The sequence below is a fragment of the Bacillus sp. WC2503 genome (assembly GCF_052682895.1).
Genome location: NZ_JBQYMD010000001.1, coordinates 2,128,018 through 2,147,293 on the forward strand (window position 1 = coordinate 2,128,018; position 19,276 = coordinate 2,147,293).

General features: G+C 34.8%; 22 protein-coding genes. 7 read left to right on the plus strand and 15 right to left on the minus strand.

Going from position 1 to position 19,276, the window contains the following annotated elements; genetic code table 11:
- Window positions 1-17: 17 nt before the first annotated feature.
- Genes ACUN26_RS10870 through ACUN26_RS10880 form a run of 3 tightly spaced genes read right to left on the minus strand, consistent with a single transcriptional unit; the run spans window position 18 to window position 3,165 of the window.
- A complete protein-coding gene (locus ACUN26_RS10870; RefSeq protein WP_001025531.1) occupies window positions 18-959 on the minus strand; it encodes a proline racemase family protein in 942 nt (313 codons plus the stop codon).
- On the minus strand, window positions 956-1,993 hold the full coding sequence (locus ACUN26_RS10875) for a proline racemase family protein (protein WP_001257494.1): 1,038 nt from the start codon (window positions 1,991-1,993) through the stop codon (window positions 956-958). The genes ACUN26_RS10870 and ACUN26_RS10875 overlap by 4 nt, the downstream gene beginning before the upstream one ends.
- Window positions 1,990-3,165, minus strand: a complete 1,176-nt coding sequence (locus ACUN26_RS10880) for an NAD(P)/FAD-dependent oxidoreductase (protein WP_001215237.1) — start codon at window positions 3,163-3,165, stop codon at window positions 1,990-1,992. Before ACUN26_RS10880 ends, ACUN26_RS10875 begins: the two co-directional genes overlap by 4 nt.
- Before the next feature lie 181 nt (window positions 3,166-3,346).
- Here ACUN26_RS10880 and ACUN26_RS10885 point away from each other — a divergent pair, with 181 nt between their 5' ends.
- The 4 genes from ACUN26_RS10885 to ACUN26_RS10900 all read left to right on the plus strand — a co-directional run bounded on the left by ACUN26_RS10885 (window position 3,347) and on the right by ACUN26_RS10900 (window position 7,066).
- Window positions 3,347-5,008, plus strand: coding sequence for a sigma-54 interaction domain-containing protein (locus ACUN26_RS10885; protein WP_000144294.1), 1,662 nt, complete (start codon window positions 3,347-3,349; stop codon window positions 5,006-5,008).
- A 224-nt stretch (window positions 5,009-5,232) separates the two neighbouring features.
- Complete coding sequence (locus ACUN26_RS10890; RefSeq protein WP_000182283.1) at window positions 5,233-5,505, plus strand: (2Fe-2S)-binding protein; 273 nt, start codon at window positions 5,233-5,235, stop codon at window positions 5,503-5,505.
- A complete protein-coding gene (locus tag ACUN26_RS10895) occupies window positions 5,502-5,834 on the plus strand; it encodes a (2Fe-2S)-binding protein (protein WP_000087054.1) in 333 nt (110 codons plus the stop codon). Before ACUN26_RS10890 ends, ACUN26_RS10895 begins: the two co-directional genes overlap by 4 nt.
- Window positions 5,831-7,066 (plus strand): NAD(P)/FAD-dependent oxidoreductase, encoded by a 1,236-nt coding sequence (locus ACUN26_RS10900; RefSeq protein WP_000567614.1) that lies wholly within the window; start codon window positions 5,831-5,833, stop codon window positions 7,064-7,066. Before ACUN26_RS10895 ends, ACUN26_RS10900 begins: the two co-directional genes overlap by 4 nt.
- 24 nt (window positions 7,067-7,090) lie before the next feature.
- On the opposite strand, the gene ACUN26_RS10905 is transcribed toward ACUN26_RS10900, so the two are convergent.
- The gene (locus ACUN26_RS10905; RefSeq protein WP_000447764.1) at window positions 7,091-7,399 is read right to left on the minus strand and encodes a YxcD family protein; all 309 of its coding nucleotides are present in this window, start codon (window positions 7,397-7,399) and stop codon (window positions 7,091-7,093) included.
- The gene (locus ACUN26_RS10910; protein ID WP_000914475.1) at window positions 7,387-7,836 is read right to left on the minus strand and encodes a hypothetical protein; all 450 of its coding nucleotides are present in this window, start codon (window positions 7,834-7,836) and stop codon (window positions 7,387-7,389) included. Before ACUN26_RS10910 ends, ACUN26_RS10905 begins: the two co-directional genes overlap by 13 nt.
- A 258-nt stretch (window positions 7,837-8,094) precedes the next feature.
- Between ACUN26_RS10910 and ACUN26_RS10915 the strand changes: the two genes are divergently transcribed.
- Window positions 8,095-8,859 (plus strand): DUF1836 domain-containing protein, encoded by a 765-nt coding sequence (locus ACUN26_RS10915; protein WP_000447232.1) that lies wholly within the window; start codon window positions 8,095-8,097, stop codon window positions 8,857-8,859.
- Between the two features lie 174 nt (window positions 8,860-9,033).
- Here ACUN26_RS10915 and ACUN26_RS10920 read toward each other — a convergent pair whose 3' ends face one another.
- Genes ACUN26_RS10920 through ACUN26_RS10930 form a run of 3 tightly spaced genes read right to left on the minus strand, consistent with a single transcriptional unit; the run spans window position 9,034 to window position 11,174 of the window.
- Window positions 9,034-9,870: a metallophosphoesterase family protein gene (locus tag ACUN26_RS10920; protein WP_000680864.1), complete on the minus strand. Its 837-nt coding sequence runs from the start codon at window positions 9,868-9,870 to the stop codon at window positions 9,034-9,036.
- 54 nt (window positions 9,871-9,924) lie between these two features.
- The gene (locus ACUN26_RS10925; protein WP_000383784.1) at window positions 9,925-10,422 is read right to left on the minus strand and encodes a GNAT family N-acetyltransferase; all 498 of its coding nucleotides are present in this window, start codon (window positions 10,420-10,422) and stop codon (window positions 9,925-9,927) included.
- A gap of 38 nt (window positions 10,423-10,460) precedes the next feature.
- Window positions 10,461-11,174: a hypothetical protein gene (locus ACUN26_RS10930; protein ID WP_445540878.1), complete on the minus strand. Its 714-nt coding sequence runs from the start codon at window positions 11,172-11,174 to the stop codon at window positions 10,461-10,463.
- Between the two features lie 274 nt (window positions 11,175-11,448).
- Here ACUN26_RS10930 and ACUN26_RS10935 point away from each other — a divergent pair, with 274 nt between their 5' ends.
- The gene (locus ACUN26_RS10935) at window positions 11,449-12,054 is read left to right on the plus strand and encodes a DedA family protein (RefSeq protein ID WP_000952906.1); all 606 of its coding nucleotides are present in this window, start codon (window positions 11,449-11,451) and stop codon (window positions 12,052-12,054) included.
- A 159-nt stretch (window positions 12,055-12,213) separates the two neighbouring features.
- On the opposite strand, the gene ACUN26_RS10940 is transcribed toward ACUN26_RS10935, so the two are convergent.
- A complete protein-coding gene (locus ACUN26_RS10940) occupies window positions 12,214-12,420 on the minus strand; it encodes a hypothetical protein (protein ID WP_002093687.1) in 207 nt (68 codons plus the stop codon).
- Between the two features lie 247 nt (window positions 12,421-12,667).
- On the opposite strand from ACUN26_RS10940, the gene ACUN26_RS10945 reads away from it, so the two are divergent.
- Complete coding sequence (locus tag ACUN26_RS10945; protein WP_000558696.1) at window positions 12,668-12,892, plus strand: hypothetical protein; 225 nt, start codon at window positions 12,668-12,670, stop codon at window positions 12,890-12,892.
- A gap of 40 nt (window positions 12,893-12,932) precedes the next feature.
- Here the strand turns inward: ACUN26_RS10945 and dltD are convergent, their stop codons facing one another.
- The 6 genes from dltD to ACUN26_RS10975 form a co-directional block, all read right to left on the minus strand.
- On the minus strand, window positions 12,933-14,114 hold the full coding sequence (dltD, locus tag ACUN26_RS10950) for a D-alanyl-lipoteichoic acid biosynthesis protein DltD (RefSeq protein ID WP_000782332.1): 1,182 nt from the start codon (window positions 14,112-14,114) through the stop codon (window positions 12,933-12,935).
- Between the two features lie 344 nt (window positions 14,115-14,458).
- Complete coding sequence (locus tag ACUN26_RS10955; RefSeq protein ID WP_000758272.1) at window positions 14,459-16,081, minus strand: peptide ABC transporter substrate-binding protein; 1,623 nt, start codon at window positions 16,079-16,081, stop codon at window positions 14,459-14,461.
- Window positions 16,082-16,101: 20 nt separating this feature from the next.
- Window positions 16,102-17,103, minus strand: a complete 1,002-nt coding sequence (locus ACUN26_RS10960; RefSeq protein ID WP_000755463.1) for a C40 family peptidase — start codon at window positions 17,101-17,103, stop codon at window positions 16,102-16,104.
- Window positions 17,104-17,148: 45 nt separating this feature from the next.
- Window positions 17,149-18,195 (minus strand): dipeptide epimerase, encoded by a 1,047-nt coding sequence (locus tag ACUN26_RS10965; protein ID WP_000704542.1) that lies wholly within the window; start codon window positions 18,193-18,195, stop codon window positions 17,149-17,151.
- A gap of 68 nt (window positions 18,196-18,263) precedes the next feature.
- On the minus strand, window positions 18,264-18,590 hold the full coding sequence (locus tag ACUN26_RS10970) for a DUF3870 domain-containing protein (protein WP_000271325.1): 327 nt from the start codon (window positions 18,588-18,590) through the stop codon (window positions 18,264-18,266).
- Between the two features lie 300 nt (window positions 18,591-18,890).
- On the minus strand, window positions 18,891-19,247 hold the full coding sequence (locus ACUN26_RS10975) for an FtsB family cell division protein (protein ID WP_001228732.1): 357 nt from the start codon (window positions 19,245-19,247) through the stop codon (window positions 18,891-18,893).
- Window positions 19,248-19,276 lie beyond the last annotated feature (29 nt).

A 19,276-nucleotide genomic window follows, 5' to 3' on the forward strand; every position in this document is an offset into this window, starting at 1 on the left:
TCTCTCCCTTTAACATTTTATTTTAATAAAAAACCTGTTGGAAATGGATCAGTAGGGTCTAATAGAAACGTCTGCATCCCTGTAATAAAACCTCTACTCTCAAAACGGAAAATATATCCTAGTTCTTCTTTCTTCACTTTTTCTACTGTTATAAAGCTATTAAATATGCTTTCATTTTTAAAAGGTTTATCCGTTATATACTCATTATTAAATAACGCATGTACATAGGACACAATAGTAGAAACAAAGCCCGGAGAACGGACAATAAAGTTATCTTCATGAAATGTAATCGACTTTATATGTTTCTCTTCTGTTTGCGAAGAATCTACTAAAATAAGTCTTTTTATAAGCGACTGTTTTTGTATCGCTTGAAGTGTAGCTTCTCCCCATTTCTTTAATTCAGAGATATTTTCAATACAAATTTTTGGTGGATACGTATCCTTTTCTACAATTGCATATACTTTATCAGCCTGTATAAGAGAGTAACGTATATTACCAATCTTCAAATCTTTCTCAACCATATAACATAGTTTACTTTCAAACGACACCGATATCACTTCATCATCCACTACATAGGCATGAACTGAAAATATTCCAGATAGCGTTTCAATTTTGTATTGATTAGACTCTTTCTTTTTTAAATATCCACTTTCTAGTAACATCGTTATTACTGCGACAATACCTCCATAATGAAGAGGAATGGTTCCTTCATGATTAAAAAATAACACAGCTGCATCAACTTCCTTATGAATAGAAGGAACGACAATACATCCATTTAACCCAATAAAACCACGTGGTTCATTTAATAAAAGCTGCATTTCTTCTGCTAATTCGCCTGAAAATTGTTCATTTAAATGTTCTAAACTGTAGTAGTATTTGCATGGTACGTCCTTTATTACACGAAACGCTTCGCCAGCTACGTGCACATCTACTGCTGTATACATTTTTTGAATGTTCATTTTACATCCTCCGTTTCATGTTCCATCGGCGGAATTAGCAAAAAGCCTTCTTTCAGTGAATCCTTTTCATTGTAGAAAAATCTATGCATCCCCATAAGCCAAGCTGAGCCGGTAATCTTTGTTACTACCGCTTCAATATTTTCTACATATGTTGTATTCATGACACACCCTTTAAATAGTGAACCTACAATACTCTCATGAACAAATTCTTCATCGATGTCGATTTTTTTATGAGCGTATAATACAGCTAACTTCGCTGATGTTCCTGTACCACATGGAGATCGATCAATTCCTCCTGGCGGAACAACAACTGTATTTTTCACATGCGCACTTTTATGAGTAGGATCTGTATAAAATTCAACATGTGTTAATCCTTTTATAAACGAATACTCTGGATGAATAATTTCAAACTTCTCATTTATTGAGTTTCGAATATGAATCGCCTTATCAATAATTATGGATGCATTTTCTGGTACTAACTCTAAACCAACTGACTTCGCATCGATAATGGCATAAAAATTTCCTCCATACGCAATATCAGCCTCTACAGTTCCAATTCCTTCGACTTGTACAGTAATATTTTTCAGTAAAAAAGCTGGTATGTTACAGAATGAAACTTCTTTCGCCTTTCCATTTTGAACAGTAATATCCACTTCAACTAAGCCGGCTGGTGTATCAAGCTTTAAAGAAGTAATCGGTTCAACTATTGGAATTAAACCTGATTCAATTAAAGCTGTACACACACCAATTGTATCGTGACCACACATCGGTAAATATCCACCTGTCTCTATGTATATAACGCCTATATCAGCTTCAGGATGACATGGATCTGTTAACAATGCTCCAGACATTACATCATGACCACGCGGCTCATTCATTAACAATTTGCGAATCCAGTCATATTCCTTTTTCATATGTAACATCTTCTCTGCCATCGTCTCTCCAATTAGCTTAGGAAGGCCGCTAATTAATGTCCTCGTTGGATTCCCGCCCGTATGTGTATCAATCGTCGTAAAGACTTTTTGTGACCTCATCCGTTTAACACCCTTTCTGTAAAACGACTCAAACGAAGTGGTTCAATAGGAATAATTGTTTCTTTTTCATTTAATAACTCTTCAATCACTTTCCCAGTAACTGCCGCAAGACTAATTCCATCACCTTCATGTCCAGCTGCAATATAATAATTTGGAATATGATCCACTCGTGAAATAATTGGCAAATGATCTTCTGTCCACGGACGTAAGCCGGCATATGAACGAATCACCATCATATCTGCCATTTTCGGATAAAAACGAATTGCTCTGTTCGCAATGCATTTAATAACCTCGTTGTTAATTCTCGTATGAAATCCTACAAACTCTCGACTACTACCAATTAAAAAATTTTGGCTTTCTGTCGGTTCAAATACAAGAGCTACCCCGTATTTTTCAGTTAAAGCATCCACTTTTCGTTTTCCGCCAAATTTAGAAATTAAATAACCAAATTCCATTACTTTACGGCAACCTACATGTTGTTGCCTTGAGGCTACAATAATATGCCCTTTTCTCGGTTCGATTGGAATATTTACATCTAACATCTGCCCGATTTTAGGAGCCCACACACCGGCTGCGTTCACAATTTGCTTCGCAGTAAACGTCCCATTTGTCGTTTCTACAATAAAGGAGCCGTCTATATCTCTTTTCATTTCTTTTACTTCTGTATGATTAATCGCTTTCGCACCCATTTTTTTCGACTCTGCTAGAAGTGAAAATGCAAGGAGATATGGATTTACAGTAGAATCAGTTGCGCATTCTAAACCACCCAATAAATCATCCGCAAAAAATGGTGATTCCTCTCTTATGTCTTGCCTATCAAGCATTCGAAACGGTAACCCAGCATCTTTTTGACGATTCACCCATTGCTGCGCTGCCTCCATCTCTTCGTCTGATTCACAGACTAGAATACTTCCTGGCGCCCTATATTCAAATGAGTGCTCCAACTCCTCACTTAAATCTGTTACTAATTTTTGACTTACTAATGACATTTGACTATCAAACCCTGGGTCTTTATCAATCGCCAAAATGTTTCCGTCACATCGTGAAGACGTCCCACTGACAAACTCACCTTTTTCAATGATTGTTACGTCTCTTCCGTATTTTGAAGTGTAATATGCAATAGAACATCCTATAATTCCACCACCTATTATTAAAACGTCACAGTGCCTCACAAAACACCCCTCCTTTCACTTACATCTCTCATTTTCTTTTATGCAATTGACGTGCCAACTCTACATATATACACTTTTTATAAATAATATTTTTATTTGTAAAAATATTTTAAATTTATCGTAAATAGGTGTATTATTTTTTTATCACTGTCTAAATTTTTATACATATCAGGAGGACGCTATGACATTTTCATTTCCAACAATCAAAGAGTTTATGAAAATTTTGTCTATCGATTGTACAAGTAGCATGAAACACATTAACACAGTAGATGGGACATTTTATTACCTCCCTTCTACTACAGAAGAATATAGTTGCGGCTATATATATGAGGACGACTCGTTCACTACTTTAATTGATGCACTTTCACATGCATTAGCCGTTGTCATCATTAACAAAAACGAAGAGCCAATATGTTGTATAACGGCTCAGCAAATGATTCCGTTTCTTTATAAGTCTTACACTGAGCTACAATCTTTTTATAACACTGTAATTCAAACGACTGATTCTTCTGTTACAGTCATTGATGAAAAAGAATGTGTCCGTACGTGGACAGATGGTGCTGAAAAAATCTTTTCGGTTAATCATAATGAAATTATTGGACAACCAATTACTCGTTTTTTTGATTATAAAGACTTGGAAATCTTGCAATCATTGCATGACGGAAAAAGTATAATCGCTCAATTCCATCAGCCTCGTCCTGATTTGTTCGTATTAATAAATTCAAACCCCGTTTACTGTAACGATGAAATTATAGGAGCAGTCGTTTCAGAAACAGATGTGACAAATCAAGTTGTATTGAATGAAAAACTATTTAATATGTCACATGAAATGCACCGATTAGAGCAAGAAGTAGCAAAATATAAAGATACATCCGATCCTTTCCTCGCGATGAATGGAAAAAGCCCTGTTATACAAAGGACTATTCAATTAGCTAGAAAGGTCTGTTCAGTGAAATCAACCGTTTTAATACTCGGCGAAAGCGGTGTCGGAAAAGAAGTATTTGCGAAAGCAATACATGAAGCAAGTGAGGCAGCAAAGGCGCCTTTCATTTCAATTAACTGCGGCGCAATTCCAGAAGCTTTATTTGAAAGTGAATTATTCGGATATGAACGTGGGGCGTTTTCTGGAGCGAATAGTAAAGGAAAAAAAGGTAAAATAGAGCTCGCTCAAGGTGGTACTTTGTTCCTTGATGAAATAGGTGAAATGCCTCTCGATATGCAAGTGAAACTTTTACGTGTATTGCAAGAAAGAAAGTATTATCGAGTTGGTGGAGAGAAAGAAATAAATATTGATTTCCGTATTATCGCTGCTACAAATCGTGATTTACAAGAAGAAATGCGAAAAGGAACTTTCCGAGAAGATTTATACTATCGTTTAAATGTAGTTAGCTTACAGATTCCACCGCTGCGAGAAAGACGAGAAGATATTATTGAATTAACATACTCTTTCTTAAACGATTTTTCGATTAACTATAACAGACCTATTCGTGACTTACCTTCAAGCATTATGCATGAACTACTTCATTACGATTGGCCTGGTAATATTCGTGAACTTCGAAATGTAGTTGAGAGACTCGTCGTATTTGCGACAGACGGTATTATAAAACAAGAATATTTACCATTTCATACAAATGATACTATAGACAATCATACGTCTCATTCCCTATTACTCAGCAATAATCATACGATTCTTTCTTTACAAGAAGAGATGGTTGAGCATGAGAAAAAAGTAATTGAAAGAGCTTTACACATTTTAAAGGGGAATAAATTAGAATGTGCGAAAAAACTTGGGGTAACGCGAGCCACTTTATATAATCGTTTAAAAAAACTTGGGTTACAATAAAGTGAAACTTTAATCAGTGGGGGTTTTGTTCATCCCCACTTGATTATCAGCCCTCACCAATCAGGCTTTTACGGGCAGTTGATCCCCCTCCTAACTTCTTTACTTTCGCTGGATTTTGCGGTGGGGTCTTACTGCCCGTTAATGCGGGATAATTCTTAACTCCTCTATATTGGCATAGTTTTTGCATTATAATTTGTGCAAACCGAACTAGAGGAGGAATACATATGACGAATAAAGAGAACTTAATTGTTTGTCGTTGTGAAGAGATTACATACGGACAACTTCAATCGACAATTGCTGAATATAAATGCTCGGCAAGAGAATTAAAACTAAGAACACGTGCCGGTATGGGATTTTGCGGTGGCCGCACATGTAGAATGATGTTAGATCGAATGATTGAAAGTGCAAATCCTGACGTAACTCCTAATGAAATACCGTTAAAATATCAACCACCAATACGTGCTGTTACCTTTGGAGCGGTAGGTGATAATAAATGAGTAGAATTACACATCACCCTATTTTAGGTAGTTTACATAATAGTCAGCGCATCACTTTTCAATTTAACGGGCAACAATATGAAGCATATGGGCATGAAACAATTGCTGCTGCCCTGCTAGCAAATGGAATACGAACGCTACGCGTACATGAAGATAGCGGGAACCCGCGAGGTATTTATTGTAATATCGGTCATTGTTCAGAATGCCGTGTGACAGTAAATAATCAAACGAATGTACGCGCATGCTTAACAGTTGTAGAAAACGATATGATTGTTGAAAGCGGAAAACAGCATCCAAATATCGTGAGAGAGATGGTGAAAAAGCGATGATCGATGTAATTATTATTGGTGCAGGGCCGGCAGGATTATCAGCTTCCATCTCTTGTGCACGTTTTGGACTTAACGTACTTGTTATTGATGAATTTATGAAACCTGGCGGGAGATTGTTAGGACAGTTACATCAAGAGCCTACTGGAGAATGGTGGAACGGAATTGAAGAAGCAAAACGTCTTTACGAAGAAGCCGAATCACTGTCAGTCGATATTCGGTGCGGTGTTTCCGTCTATAATTTAGATAAAGATGATAGTTCTTGGTTCGTACATACAAATATCGGTATGTTAGAAGCTCCGTTCGTATTAATTGCTACTGGCGCTGCGGAGTATTCTATCCCCCTTCCTGGCTGGACACTTCCAGGAGTTATGTCAATTGGAGCGGCTCAAGTTATGACAAATGTTCATCGCGTGCAAGTCGGAAAAAAAGGAATCATTATTGGTGCTAACATTTTATCATTCGCCATTTTAAATGAATTGCAATTAGCTGGAATTAAAGTGGATCATATCGTACTACCTGAAAAAAGTGAGTTAAGCCAAAAAGCGGGTGAACCAGAAGAAGTTTTGAACTCCCTTTTAAATGCAGCTCATCTCGCTCCTTCTGCTTTTTTGCGTATAGGTAGCCGTTTTATGAAATATGATTGGATTCGAAAAGCCGGATTAACCTTCTATCCAAATAACGGAATGAAAATAAACGGGACACCACTTCATCTTCGGAAAGCTGCACTTGAAATTATTGGAACAGATCAAGTTGAAGGTGTTCGTGTTGCTACTATTGATTCTAAAGGAAACATTATGAATGGATCAGAGAAGATATATGAGGCAGATTTCGTTTGTATCGCTGGAGGTTTATATCCGCTTGCTGAGCTTGCTGCTGTAGCTGGATGCCCTTTCCATTACATCCCAGAATTAGGTGGACACGTCCCTCTTCATTCCGAAACAATGGAAACCTCTCTTCCAGGTTTATTTGTAGCCGGAAATATTACTGGGATTGAAAGTGGGAAAATCGCGATGGCGCAAGGGAGTGTCGCTGGATATTCAATCGTAAAACAAGCTAATATAAAATCAAATTCAGTTGAACAACACTTACAACAAGCAATCCAACATGTTCACACCGTACGCCATCATGCTGCGATTCAGTTTAATCCAATGATTGATGCTGGTAGACGAAAGATGAATGAAATTTGGCGTGATTATTCCACCACATATGCACATACTAAAAAGAGCTGCTGAGATTACTCTCAACAGCTCTTTTCACTACTCATCCGAGTTATTAAATTTCGCTAATGCATAAATGCCTTCTTCATCATCTAATTCAAGTTGTAATCTTGCTGCGAATGAATTGACATTGTATTCTCTGTCAAGTAATAAGCGTAGTGCCTCGATTAAGTTCGCTTGAATTAAAATTTGTTGACGACCATTTACCTCTACTTCAGCAGAGAAACCATACTCATCATCATACATTAGTTCAACTAATACTTCTTCTGGACCCACTTGTCTTTTTTCAGCGATATATACGCAAAGCGCATTTATAAGCTCTTGCTCAGAAATTTTTATTGTTTCCATGCTACTTCATCTGCCTTTTTCTTACGTTGATCTTTGAAGTATTTAAATGCACGAACTGCTAACATTACGATACCAGCCATTACTAACATATTTACCATAAACGCTAATACAGAACCAAGAGCTCCCATATTTGCAAATAAGCTACCCATTAGTAAACCACCAAGACCACCTAGTAATAAACCTTTCATAAAGCTTCCTTTATTACTTTTTGGCGCTGTGTTTGCTGCTTTTGTTTTTGAATCTGGATTCGTTTTTTGAGAATTCACGTTTGAGTCTTTTTTGTTTAAATCAACTTTTGACTTTTGACCTGAACTTGGTGTAAATGATTTTTTACCAGATTTGTAACTCTTCGCTGCTGCGTGATCTACAAACATGAAGCTACTAGCTCCAAAGATAACCATGAATGCTGTCATTACTGCTACAAGTTTTTTCAACATATTATATCCATTCTCCTTTTATATAGATATATGTGAAATCTATCTTTCTTGTAAATTTAGAATGATAGATTTGTTTTTAAGAACATTTTAAAGGTTCTTATGAACTTATTATATGAACTTTTGTCGAAATATGCAAGTATTATTTACTTTCAACAGTTTGGTCACAAAGGAAAAATTAAGCAAAACAGAATTGACTTTAAATGAAACAAAACATATTATAAGTTCATAAGAACTTTTTATTATTTTGGAGGTGAAAAGATGGAAACATTTCATCTCACACGAAACGAAATGGCTACCCTTCTTCTATCACTAAGAGGATGGAATACGAAAAAGCCTCTCGGTATTTTACAAGAAGCTTGGGCAAAGTCACATAAAAAAGATATTGAAAGCGGACAAAGCGTTACAGCTTTTATTACTACCGCACTTTCACCTATTTTTGAAAAGCTGATTAAAATTGACGATACTGATGTCGGTTTTTCTTTAAATGAAATAGTTGCGCTTGGCAATCAGATTGAAAACACAAGTTTCTCTGTAACTGCTATGCAAAACTGGGTGAAACGAGATATAAAAGAAATGATTGGCTCTCCTCAAAAAGGGAAAAAATATTCAATTGAACAAGCAGCCTTACTATTTATTGTCGAAGATTTAAAAACAGCACTTGATTTTGAATCCATTCGTAAGCTATTACGCCTTATTGTAAATGACCCAGCCGATCGAAGTGATGATTTAATCAATCCTGTTCATTTATATGTAGCATACTCTTCTCTATTTGAAGAACTCAATCAAGGGAATTGCTTACAATTAAATGCAACAGATACCGTTCATACAATTGAAAATATCGTAAAAGAAAAAGCTGATAAAATCGCAAGCAAGTTCGATCAAATTAATAACGAACAACGCGAAGCAATTCGTAACGCTATTATTATTGCGACCCTTTCTGTACATACCGCATATGTACAAATGTTAGCGAAACGTTACGTAACAGCAACGTTATTTTTACAAAACTTAGATGTGAAACAGTAAAAAACAAGCATCCCCCTGTCCTACGTATATGACAGGGGGATGCTTGTTTTCAATCAATATAAACTACACAAATCATTTTACATTTAAGTTTCGTTCTACAATAGCTCTTGATTATGTAAAAATCATTACTAACCTAACATTCAACAATGTTCATTTCTTTCTATTAAATTCCTATCAGATTTTCTCGATAAACTTAATTACTTCATTTTTATAATTATATTTATCATTAATTTCTTGTAATAATTCAATATCATGCGTATGAGTTTTTCCTGTCTCTAGCAGCTCACGGTATAAATCAATATAAGGAAGATTTTTATTAGTGGCATTTTTATATTCCTTTTCTACATCGTAAAAAACCTTTTTAAACCTCACGTCAGTAATCCCTGCCTCATCAATTTCAAGAATTGCATACTGAGCACGTAAGTCAGAGTTTAGCTTATTCCACTTGTAAAAAGGTTGTCCAACTGTTCCTGGGTTAATAATTAATTGATCATTGCTACTATAGCGCAACAATTGATGGTGGGTATGAGCGTAAATCGCAATATCATAATCACAATCAAATAACCGATCAAACTGTTCTTGATTATTAGTGGGCCATAAATCCCCTCCGTAATTTTTATTTTGTAGATTATGACTAATACTTATTGATAAATCATTAACCTGTTTTGTTATATGTAATGGTAAATTTTTAATATGATTAATATAGTTTTTATCCAAGTTTTCACATTGATACTGAACTAATCTAGAAACATAAATATCGGTTGCGTTATCAATATCAATGTTTTTATTAAGAACGTCAAGAAAGCTATCTTCCCAGTTTCCTTGTACATAAGTATCAACGTTAACACTATCTAACATTTCAAATAAATCATTCGATCCAGGACCAGGCATAATTAAATCTCCTAAAAACCAATAATCAGTCACACCTTCTTTCAAAGAATCTTCGATAACTGCTTTTAAAGCAGTTGCATTTCCATGTACATCTGCCAGTACAGCAATTTTATGTTTCATGTATTTCATCCCCCTAAATTAACATTATATTCCGAATTAACTGCGTGTATTTTTCTATATTGTTTCTCCTTTCTTAACTCTGTGCATATCATACACTTTCACTTGATTCTCTATATACGATTTTTCTTTTTTAAATCCAGCTTTCTCATAACAACGAATGGCCCTCTTATTATCTTCCCTAACTTGTAATACAACAGCTTCTATATCAGGATCTAAAAATGATTTACTAATAAAATACTTTGTAATCTCTGTTCCAAGCCCTTTTGAATATAAATTCGAAACACCAATGAGGATAGAGTATTCCATCATGTACGCATCTTCATATTTCTTCTTTTTTAATCCGACTCTCCCTATTACTTCATCTTCTACTACTATTACATGATAGCTCGCATAAGACCGCGACAATTTTTCAGTCCAATACTGCCGAAGCTCTTCAATTGTATATCGCTTAAATGATTTCACATCTGCTATATTTTGTAATTCCTCATTGTTATACCATTCTAATATAATTGATAAATCATCTATTTGTAATAAACGTTCATGCCAATCCATATTTTCACCTCATCTACATTTCAAATTACTACACCTAATTAAAAAAAATACGCATATTCTTTTTTAGGCAATTTTACTATCTCTTGAATGAAATTCGATTTTTCTAAAATGTCATCTAGCTGCCCCTCATTATAAACATAAATACCACCTACGTATGAACTGTAAGCCTTTTTCTCAGTTATTACCACTGCGGTGCTATTTTTCTTTTTATAATCGCCCTCTATTCCTTTTTCAAATGACAAACTTTTAGTTGCTGAGAAGTAAAGATGGATTAATTCTGCTATTTCTATGTCATCTGATTTTGCAAAGCACTTTATTTCATTTATAATCATTTCATCTTGTAACGGAAGAAAGTCCTCTATCTCTATCTGCTTTCTTTTATAAAAGAAATTTTGTATCTCAGGAGTATGGAACGAAAGATTTTTCTCCTTTATCTTTTGAAAAATGGATTGCAACAATAAGTCTTTCCCTACTACAAACGGATGGCCAAAGCCATTATTGTAAAGCCCTTTTTTCATTTTCATTAGTTGTTCAATGTACGGGATTCCTTGTTCTGCAATAACCAGATTTACTAGTACATATACACCTATCGAATGTTCTTCCCTCGTATGTATTGCGTTCTCATGTAAAAAATAAGTATGTCCTTGTTGTTTAATATAGGCCAACCTTTGAAATGCTTTTGTATCTATCAATTGAAGGATATCTATATCATGAATAGAGATTGGGCCATAAATTGGATCTGCAACATGCATACATTCTCCTCCTATTTTGTAAATTAAAACCTATATTATTATACTTAATTTTCAGTCTATTTTCATTAATATATGAGAAATTTTTAATGAACTTTTCATTATTTCCGCATGAAAATTTGGCTTATATCCTTTACTATAATACTTATACGAGACATAAAAGAATTGAAATAGCAATCCCCTATATAAATAAGGTATAATCTACACATAGTGAACCTTTTATATCATTAAGTAAAAGGGCGTATATTCAAAAATCCATACATTAGAAGGTGCAACAATGTTAAGTAGTTTTATTCACTCAGTATTAACGTTTTTTGAAGGATTAGGTTATTGGGGCATTATGCTTGGACTTATGATCGAGATTATTCCAAGCGAAATTGTTCTCGCTTATGCAGGATACTTAGTATTCAATGGTAGCATCTCATTTATAGGCGCAGTTGTATTTGGTACTATTGGCGGCGTTATTGCTCAAATCTTTATTTATTGGATTGGACGATACGGTGGACGCCCTATATTAGAACGTTACGGAAAATATATTTTCATTCATAAAAAACAAATCGATGCTGCCGAAGATTGGTTTAATCGTTACGGAACTGGCGTAATTTTCACAGCTCGCTTCATTCCGGTAGTGCGTCATGCGATTTCAATCCCTGCTGGTATTACAAAAATGCCATTACTACGTTTCACTACGTTAACGGCACTTGCAATCATCCCTTGGTCTATTATTTTTATTTATTTAGGTGAAAAACTAGGTGAAAACTGGGAGAATATTAATGATATTGCTGGACCGTATGTGAAATCATTCGCTATCGGTGGCTTCGTACTTATTCTTTTATATTTCGTAATAAAAAAGTGGACAAAAAAACGTAAAAAACTTGCTTAAGATAATAAAAAAACCGCTAAAAATTCATTCAGAATTATAGCGGTTTTTATTATAGGCTCGACTATGTATTAAAAATTGTATTATTTCCTCTTTATGCTTCAAGTCATGCTGAATGAGTAATGAAAAGTAATTAATTAATCTCACTTTTTTTGTATCAAATTAGTAGTCATTATAAAAATATCGGGTGGGAATCCGCTCAATTTGCTCCACTAATTGTTTATGAGTAACACTAAATTGATCTAATTGTTCTTCTTTTGAAATACATGATCTCGCATATCTTTTTGCACCCTTATTCATTTGCTCTACATCTATCGAAACATTAGGTACAGATTGAGTACTTAGAAAATAAGAAATTCGATATTTCATTACAAACTCGTCTCGAACGATAAAATGTGAAATCACATCCCTCTTTCAATGCTTAACATCATTCTATTAAACTTAACTTTTCATCCATAATATTTTCTTTCTTCATTTTTCATTCCTTTCCGCCATTTATAACCCACTCCTAATAACACCTTCTAGAAATTGTATGAAAAGCCCCCATATTTACATGGATAAGCAACAATTTAGGCATTCCTTTCGTATATTATCCCAAAAAGGAGTGACTCCCCCAATGCACTGGCAACAAAAAATACCATACTTAATTGGACGCCCTATCGGCATTTCCTTCATGAATGGGCAAGGAACTACTGGGGTATTATGTTCAGCACATGATGGCCAATTATATGTGTATGAATACCTTTACCAATCTCAGTTCGCGATGAAACATTATGATTTCAGACAAATTCAAGATATACACGCATTTCCGAATTGCCCACATCAAAATCCTCTTTATTAAGAAACAGGAACAGCTCATAGCCGTTCCTGTTTCTTAGTTGTTATTTCTCAGAATAAAACTTCTGCACAGCTTCATCAAAATAGATCCAGCCTTTCCAGCCTAGATGAATCGTATCTTTTAAGAAATACTTATCATATTCATGGCTAGAGAAATCGACTACTGGATACCCTGCTTTCTCAACTTGCTCTCTAACCTTTGTATAATACACTTCACGGCGTTCTTTCGGGAAACCAGCGTAATCATACCAAGGTCCATTTACAGGTACAGAGATAAAGAGTGGCTTAACATTTTTTTCTTTGAAAAGATCTAAAACAATTTGTAAGTCATCATATTCTGGTGATTCATCATACGATTCATTTGCTCTAAAATTTTTTAGGCCTTTTAATTTTTTCTTTAAATTATGTTTATAGTAATACGGGTTTTCAATTCCAAATGTATTTGTAGTAGACTCCGCTTGCCCTTCTTGTTCCGCATGTTTACGTGCATTCTCCCAAGAAATTGAACGTAGTCCCATATTTGTTTTCTCTTTCATCGGTTCAATCTTAAATAAAGAATTAAATAAATCTCTATGATCTAAAATGTTTCGGTACATATAAGCAAGTGGTTTGGCTAGACCTGCTTTTATGTTATGTTTCGTATCATTATAAACAATACCTTCTAATGAATTTTTTAATATATCATCTTTTTGCACAACTTTATAATCTAATAGTCGTTTCGCGATCTGCTTCTTCATTTCAGGTTTAATGTCATCATTAAAAATAAAATGATATGCTTGTTGTTTGGAGAAATTATTAGTAAAATCTCCTTGTGATACACCCGTTTTTGTAAACCATTGTGGCGAAAGAACAAAGACGACTTTTTTACCTTCCAAATCATCCATTGTAGACGTCATATTTAAAATATGAGCTAAACTTTGCGTACCGCCAGTTCCAATTAAAAATGGTGTAAAACCTGCTGGATTTACTTTGAAATAGTTAGATGGATGGTATGCATCCATTCGTAAAAATTCAGATGAACCGTACATCGGTAAATACTGCGAATTCTCTAACATTTTCTGTTGTAAGAAAACACTTTGTAGTTTTTCTTTTTGTAAGGACGTTGCCGCATCTTCTATCTTTTTATCACTAATTAGCGATACTAAACTTTTAGACGGAATAAGCAATACAATGAAAAAAAGTACACAGGCTAAAATAATTGGTCCGAAAGCATGCTTCATCTTCATTAAATATTCCTCATTCCATTACTATTAAATTGTAACCCTTGTTTTTGACACGTCATCTTTTCTCTCCTTTTTCTCTATACATGTTCCATTCTATTTATCTATTATATACATGTATGTATTTCCTTCCTTGTTCTATTAAGTCCTATACAAATAGCGCAAGCAAATGTTTCCATAGAAACACGTTAATTATACAAGATTCTACATAAATTTCACACTGGAATTTTAGTAATAATTTTATTTTTAAACGTCGAAAAAACAAATGAAATGTCTATAATTCATCCGATTATGTATTACATAAGAAAAAAACAGACCACCACATACGTGAAGTCTGTTTCTTCATCACTTTATTTTTGTACCTCTGCCCATTTTAAGCTTGTAGCTGGACCGAATTGATGCACATATAAGTCTTTCACATATGGTTTTTGTAAGTAAGATAGACCGCGCTGGAATACCGGTGCAATTACTGCATCATCCAGAAGCATTTTTTCAGTATCTTGCAGTGCTTTCCAACGTGCTTTTTCATCGTTACCTAATTCAGTTTTTATCTTCTTAATTAACGCATCATATTCTGGATTTGCATACCCTGTATTATTTACAGTACTTCCTGAAAGGAATACTTCTAAGTAAGTCATCGGATCTGGATAATCAGGTAACCAGCGCGACAACGACATTTCATATTCTTTTTTCTTCTCTAACGCTAGTTTTTGCGTATGTGGTTGTAATTTCACATTTACTTTTAAGCCAGATAAGTTTTTCTCAAGCTGTTCTTTAATATATTCGCCTACTTTTTTAAAGTTTTCTAAGTCATAGTTTAATAACTCAAGCGTTACTGCATTCGTTCCTGTTTCTTGCTTTGCCTTTTCCCAATATTCTTTTGCCAGTTTTACGTCTGTCTTATTAAATTCGCCCGCTGTACTTCTAAAGTCTTTCTTATCTGGCCCTTTTAAAAACCCTTTTGGTACATAGTAGTTTGCAGCAACAGAACCATCATTTAAAAATGAAGTCGCAAGGCCCTTCTTATCAAACACTGTACTTAGTGCCAGACGCGCATTTTTATTTTTAAGAATCGGTACATTTTCATTGAAACGGAAGAAATACATGACTGGATCTGTATATTGTTTCAGTTCCTTATTCGTTTTATATTTATCTACAAATTCTGTAGAAATGACCGCTCTATCAACCTTATCTGTTTCATATAAATTTACCGCAGTTGAAATTTCTTTAACAATTTGATAGTTTACTTCATCTAACTTCACTTCTTGTTTATCCCAATACTTATCATTTTTCTTTATTGTAAAGCTAGCTTCATGTTTCCATTCTGATAATGTAAACGGTCCATTATATACCGTTTTATTTGCTTCTAATCCGTATTTATCACCTTGCTCTTTCGCATATTTTTCATTAATCGGATAGAAAGATGGCAAAATGAGTAGTTTCGTAAAATACGGTACAGGATGTTCCAGCTCTACGACAAATGTTTTATCATCCTTTGCTTTTACTCCTAATTCATCTAATCCTAGTTGTTTCTTATTTATTTTCTCCGCATTTTTCACATCATACGCAATATATGCATATTGAGAAGCTGTATCTGGATTAATAAGCTGCTTCCAAGCATATACGTAATCGTGAGCCGTTACTGGATCTCCGTTAGACCATTTCGCATCACGTAAATGAAATGTATAAGTCTTTCCATCCTTACTAACCTCATATTTTTGCGCTCCGGCTTCAATTACTTCATCATTTTTCGATAATCGGAATAGCCCTTCCATTACGTTATTCAAAACGTTAAATGATATCGCATCTGTTACTTTCCCTGAATTTAATGATGGAATTTCACCCGTTTCTAGTAGCTGCAATACTTTTTTCTCATCTTTCGGCTTTGTAACTGTTTTTTCTTTTGCGCAACCAACTAAAAATGAAGAAACTAATAGAGTACTAACTAACGAGTAGCGAACTACCTTTTTCATTTCCAAACCCCCTCTATTTTTTACGGTAAGTAACGGCGAGCACCAGCGTATTCTTCTATATATCCTGGTGTATTTAACGGGATTATTTCAACTGATCTTTCAGCTCTTGGTGAGTGAATCATATTACCATCACCAATATACATCCCAACGTGATGGACACTACCTTTCCCTTGATCATGCGCAAAGAAGATTAAGTCCCCTTTTTGTAAGTTTTCTTTATCAACGGCAACCCCCGCTCTTGATTGCGGTCCAGAATCGCGCGGTATTGTAATACCGTGCGATTTATAAATCGTATGTGTGAATCCAGAGCAATCAAATCCAAACCCACTTGTACCAGCCCATATATATGGTAAACCTAAAAACATTTTCCCTGTGTTGATTAAATCATCGGCTGTCGGTGTTGGAATATCCTCTTGAGAACGGTAAACCGCTCCATCATTTTTTCGTAGCCATGCTTTCTGTCCATTTGGCAACAATACGCGGTATGAAATGCTATCTTCACTTAGTAGCGGCAGTCGCGTATTATAGCTAACTTCAAGTGCTTTTTGTTTTTCAGAAGGATTTATATATAAAATTGCGGTCGGTTTCGTTACTAATACGAACGGTTCGTTTGTTTTATCTGCAAACTCTTGATTATACGTTAATTGTTTTTCCGGCATCCATCCCGGATAACCTTCTTCATTTCGCGGTGTCGGTTGTCCGTGTACTAACACTTTTACCCAGTCACCTTTCTTATCAACAACCGTTACTTCTTGACCGAGTAGTGCTTGCGTTTCTAATTTATTTGCATTTGTTAACCATAGTTTTTCATCGAGCGTCATTGATTTCGTCCATTTCCATAAATCAACTGGATTTGTTGCACTCGGTGCATCAATTGGCCGTAACGAATCAGGTGCAGTCCATAACGTTGCGGCAGATACATCTATAAACGCTTTGCTATCTTTCTTCTCTTCAGCATTTGCCGATGTAAATGATGAAAATATAAATAGAGTTGTTAATAATGCAGTTCCTACTTTTTTCATATATATCCTCCTTAAAAGGTAAGTTACTAGTCATTTCTTCTAAGATTACATATTCACTTTAGAATGAAGGTTTACCTTTGAGCCGGAGTAAGTCATTCCTTCCGGTTCTTCCATTAACCATAGCGGTGCATCAAGATCGAAATAATAAATATTTGGATGTGCAGCAGCTAAGTGTGCTACAGCACTAACGGAAAGTGAAGATTCCATCATGCTGCCAACCATACATTTCACACCTGCCGCTTCTGCAATATCTGCAATACGCCACGCTTCACGTATACCACCGCATTTCATTAATTTAATATTGATTAAGTCCGCATAGCTTCCTTGCACGAGTTTTAATGCGTCACTTGCTGAAAATATACTTTCATCAGCCATAATAGGCGTTTGTACATTTTCTTTTACGTACTTTAATCCATCCAAATCTTTCGCGTGAACTGGTTGTTCAATGAATTCTATATTTAAATTACGATTTTCCATCTCTTTAACAATAGAAACCGCTTCTTTTGGATTCCATCCTTGGTTTGCATCTAATCGTAACGTTGTATTTTTTGGTACGCTATTTCGAATCGCCTCAATACGCTCTAAATCTAAATGCACAGATTTACCAACTTTAATTTTTAAAGTTTGAAATCCTTTTTCTATATGTTGCTTTGCCTCTTTTGCCATAATAATAGGATCATCTACACTTACTGTAATATCTGTATAGATTTCTTTCTTACCGCCTAATAATGCGTAAAGTGGGACGTTTTGATATTGGCAATACACATCATATAAAGCGATATCAACCGCCGCTTTCGCACTTGTATTTCCTATACAACTCATTTGGATATGCTGTAATAACTGCTGAAATTGAATTATATCTTGACCAATTAAGCATGAACGCAGCGGCCCTAATATAGCTTCCTCAATCCCACTAGCGAAATCTCCCGTAATAACCGGTGTTGCGGCCGCAGCTCCTTTTCCAACAATTCCTTCATCTGTATGAATAAACACATCAATACTTTCAATTTCAGTTACGGTACGAAGTGCGGTTTTAAATGGAGTATGAAGCTTTACACAACGACGCTTCACCTTTATATCCGTAATTTTCATTTCGCTCATCCTTTCGTTGTCCAATAAAAAAATCCAGCCGCAAGAACTTCCTTACGGCTGGATTTTGTCTATGATTGAGTAGACAAAGCAGCAATCTGATTATATTTTTTTTTCGCATCTTTTAGCGCTACTAATAATGCCTTTTGAGATGAACCGAAATAACGATCTTTTATTTCTGTTACTAGCGCTGGATCATTAATATTTTTATGTAGAAATAAATATTTAACGAATTGAGATGTTAATGCAATTGTCGCTGAGCAATCTGCATCTACAATTTCCCCTGTCTCCTTCACAAGTACAAAAGCTACAAAATAGCTTTTAAACTTTTCCGTAATGGGATTATTTTGAGGCGCTTTCGCATCCCCTACGACATAAATTGTATTTGAAGCATACACAGCTATCTTCCTTTCTTATACAAGGATAACGGGTTTCTTAATAGTCGTACGAGCGATAAACTCAACATTCATTAAAAAATGTATCCGCTTACGAATATTATATAAAATTATCAGAATTTTAACAACATTTATCTTTACACATATTTCATAATTATGGATAATTGAATTCCATTGATGTAATGGCTTCAACTGTACATCTTACATTATGTTAGAACTCCTTGTACCATGCAAAAATTTAGCTTTTTTGTTTTCGTACTTCATTTACAAATAAAAAACAGTTAGCCAACGCTAACTGTTTCATTACTTTGGTAATACGAAAATCGTTTCATTTGACTTAGAAAATTGGTACTCTTTTCTCGCAAACTTCAAAATTTCCTCTTCATTATCCGTTAAATTCTCAATGTTAGTCTTTAGAAACGATTGATCCTTCTTTAATGTAACTAATTGTTTCTTTTGATTTGTAATCGTATCTTTTTTATTCATTATTATCTCTTGCTGTTTCGTTAAAATATATTGAACATACAAAGTAGTCGCTGCAATAAAAAGAACCATTAAAATAAGTCGTCTTAACTTCTTTTTGTTTATAGTACGATTGTCACTAGGTTGTGATAGTTGCTCTGGTATATTAGGAACATTTACTCTTTTGAGTTTCCTCATTTCAAGTCCCCCCAACCCATATTTTTCAC